The sequence below is a fragment of the Pelagivirga sediminicola genome, assembly GCF_003072125.1.
GTDB classification, from domain to species: Bacteria; Pseudomonadota; Alphaproteobacteria; order Rhodobacterales; family Rhodobacteraceae; genus Roseovarius; species Roseovarius sediminicola.
The window spans coordinates 1-3,229 of the sequence record NZ_QCYH01000043.1; the positions used below are offsets into that span (position 1 = coordinate 1).

Annotated in this window: 3 protein-coding genes; all 3 read right to left on the minus strand. The window is 58.0% G+C overall.

Translation table 11 applies throughout. The features are described 5' to 3' along the window. Positions 1-275: 275 nt before the first annotated feature. Entirely contained in the window at positions 276-857 is a 582-nt protein-coding gene (locus tag DC366_RS19240; RefSeq protein ID WP_108693757.1) for a hemerythrin domain-containing protein, read from the minus strand. Between the two features lie 177 nt (positions 858-1,034). After that, positions 1,035-1,235, minus strand: a complete 201-nt coding sequence (locus DC366_RS20600; RefSeq protein WP_369333114.1) for a metal-sensing transcriptional repressor — start codon at positions 1,233-1,235, stop codon at positions 1,035-1,037. Between the two features lie 75 nt (positions 1,236-1,310). Next, positions 1,311-2,747: a hypothetical protein gene (locus DC366_RS19250; RefSeq protein WP_108693758.1), complete on the minus strand. Its 1,437-nt coding sequence runs from the start codon at positions 2,745-2,747 to the stop codon at positions 1,311-1,313. Positions 2,748-3,229: the final 482 nt, after the last annotated feature.

The window sequence follows — 3,229 nt, forward strand, 5'->3', positions numbered from 1 at the left end:
GGAGGTTTTCCAACGCGGGTCGTCCGCCCGCCAAGACGCGAACCTCACGCCGCGACCCGCTTCAGAAAACCTTCACCAAAACCGACCGTGACCATGAGAGCGGACGCCGCATCGCAGCTTTCCCGAAGCTGCCATTGACGCAGACCGCAGCATTCTGGGCAGGCAGACGTCTCCTATGTGGGACTAAGAGGCTGTCCAGTTTGGTGATTGTTTGTCCGTTTCGGGCGACAAACGGAATTTTTAGATGAAAATGCGGGGAAATCTATCTGAAGCCTTCAGATGGAGCCGAGGTAGTATCCAATGGCTTCCGCCAATTCAGTTTCCTCGTAGCCAAAGTGAGAGCGTATGACCTCTTCCAACTTTCTGAATGTTATGGCGGCCTGAACGAAATTTTCGTCCTGCGGATCTTTCGCCAGAGCATCCGCAGCCCCACCGAGGCGGATGATCAGCTCGTGGACGACCTCGTGTTCTGCCTTCAGCTTGGCCACGACCTCGCGGAACTTGCCGCCGCCCGCTGCCTCGATCCGCGGGAACATGTCGGCACTTTCGATGTCGTGGTGAAACTTGAGAATTTGGCATTCGCGCCCGCAGAGAGATCCGAATGCGCGAAAGTTTTCGGCCATATCAAGCGATAGAACGATCCGCTTGAGGTTATCGGGAGGGCACTCCCCAGCTTCTATCCGGGACAGGACCGCACCGATCTGAGCGATTTCCATCAGGTAGTGACGGTGGATCGCAGCCAGTTGCCGCCCTTGACGGCGGTGTCCATCCGTTGCCTCCGGCACTGGCGGCGCTTTCGGTCGGGCGGCCTCGTCGAGGGTGAGGTCATCCAGTGATTGAGCGGAAAGGTCAGTCATGTTCGACAACAAAGCCCTTGCTCATGCTAAGTCAAGCACGGCTTCGGGCGTCAAGCAGCCCTGCGGCAACGCGGCGCGGCACGATGTAGCGTCGAGACAAGTTCGGCGCAGCGCTGGCATGTGTGGCGGAACGGCGTAAAACGCCATGTGCGCTGCCAATCTTCCAGCTATCCGTGCCTACCACCCGGCATGGAACAAGGGCGGGCCATTTCCAGCCGAGCGTCCCGCTCGCGAAACGCTTAACGCTATTCTTCGCCGTCGCCAGATAGGAACGCTTCTTCCATACAGTGGTTGGCGTGATCCTCTACCACCAAGCGCTCGTCGGCCCGCAGCGGTTTGCACCAAGACATCAAAGCAATAGCGGTCTTCGTCCACCATGCGCGTTCCGCCCCGGAGCTGCCCTTCCAAACGCGCCAAATGTCCTCGGATCGCCGAAAGCGTGAGTATCTGTGCTTAGTTACCGGCTTTCTGTGGCTTCTGAGTTGGTTCGGCGGCGTTCTCACTTTCGGTTTCGGTATCAGAACCAGCAGATTCGCCTTCGGTGTTCTGGTTTTCCGCCTCCGCCGACGATGACGTGTCAGACGCGTTGCCCTCGATCAAGGACGTATCACCCGATGCGCCATCGGTCGCTGTGTCAGTCTTCTGATCGCTGCTCGATGTCGGGCTCTGCATCTCATCTTTCGATGATGTGCCGGAGGATCCGGCATTCTGACTACCCGCTTCTGACAGGTCTTCGGGCGGGAGGCCGCCAGATTCCTGCAACGAATCCACCAAGTCGGCGCTGTCGTTAATGTCGCTGTCGATCTCGGTTACGCCCTCACCTTCGGCGTCGGACGACATGTCGCCTCGTTCATTCTCTTCGGCGGGCTGCCCGGAGGAGTTTGAATTTGAAGTTTCCGCTTGGGAAGCGACCGGATCATCGCCGTTGCCAGTATTTTCCTGCGTGCCTTGCATCTCGCGCGTGGCGGTTGATTCGGCCTCCGAATGACTGTCTTCCGACCCGTTGCTGTTGTTGCCGCCCGCAGAAGACCCCTGACCGTTTTCCGCGGCTGAGATCCGCTCCTCAATCTCCAACAGCTTGTTGGAGCGTTCTTCTACATTGCTGGTAAGGTCCGTTACAATTTTCTGGATTTCGTTTCGCTGCTCTTGGGCGTCAGCGACATCGGTTTCCAGGGCGGTCTTCCGCTCGGTCATGCTGGCGAAACTATGCTCAAGCTCCGCTTGCCGGGCCTGCATGTCGTTCAGGCTGCTTTCCAGGGTTGCGACCTCGTCTCTCAAATTCGTTTCCTGCGCCGTCAGAGACTGGAGCTCGCTTTCGCCGGTGGAGACTTCTTCGGCGAGCCGCGCGTTGTCCTCACTAAGTGTTGCGAGGCTTTCCTGAACTTCGGCCTCACGCGCCCGAGCTTCTTCGACCCGGGTATTTATGTCGGTCAACTCCTGCGTCTGGGAGACAATTTGACTTTGGATGTCTGCCTTGCGGGTTTCAAAGCTGGTCATTTCTTCACGCATCGACGAGATCTGCTGCTCCAGCTCATTGTTTTGCTGCTGCTTCTGCGCCACCGTTTCGTCAATGGAGGTCTGCTGTACGATCAATTCGTCAAGCTTCGGCTGCAAGGTGTCGATGTCCGACTGGATGCCGTCGCGCTGCTCCTGCAGGGACTGGGTCTCCGTTTCCAGCGATGCGAGCTCCGCCTGCAATTCCTCGACGCTTCCGGCTGCTTCCTGCTGCGTGCTGATAGCGCTTTGCAAGCGCGAGATAGTGCGGTCGGTCTGCTTCTGAAGTTCTGCAGTGTCGGTGAATGCATATATGGCAGCCCCCCACCCAACGACTGCCGCCGCCGCGATCCCGATTGTCTTTACATCCCAAGTTGAGCTTTTGTTCTCCGCCATGAGAAACTCCCCCTCCGGCCGAGCCGATCTCTGAAAAACTGTATAGGGCTGGAACGCGTCAGGCGGGTGGAAGTTCCGAACCCCGGGGTGCGCCCGTCCCAGCCTCACGGGGGGGCATCGTCGGGGACTGGCATGAAACGCGTGCCCCCTGTCGATCACTCTGCAGCATTACGCGTGGCGGAAGGCTGCGCTCAATCTTTCGCAGAGTGAGTTCATGAATGTGCTGACGGGCTGCATGGTGGCTTTGTAGACCCAAGGCACAAGTTCGCTGCGCAGATCGTCACTGATGAGCATCGGCTCGAACCAGTCCTTCGCCGCGCCTGCACCCGAAAAATGTCGCGTCGCAACCCCGAGAGTCTGCTTTCTTCAGGTGGATCATTTTTGTTTGCGGCGCAGCGAAAGTCCTGTGTGGATGGCTCCTGCATAGCAAGACATTTTTGATTTGATTTGTGCATTTGTCAGAAGCAGTCATGTGTCCGGCC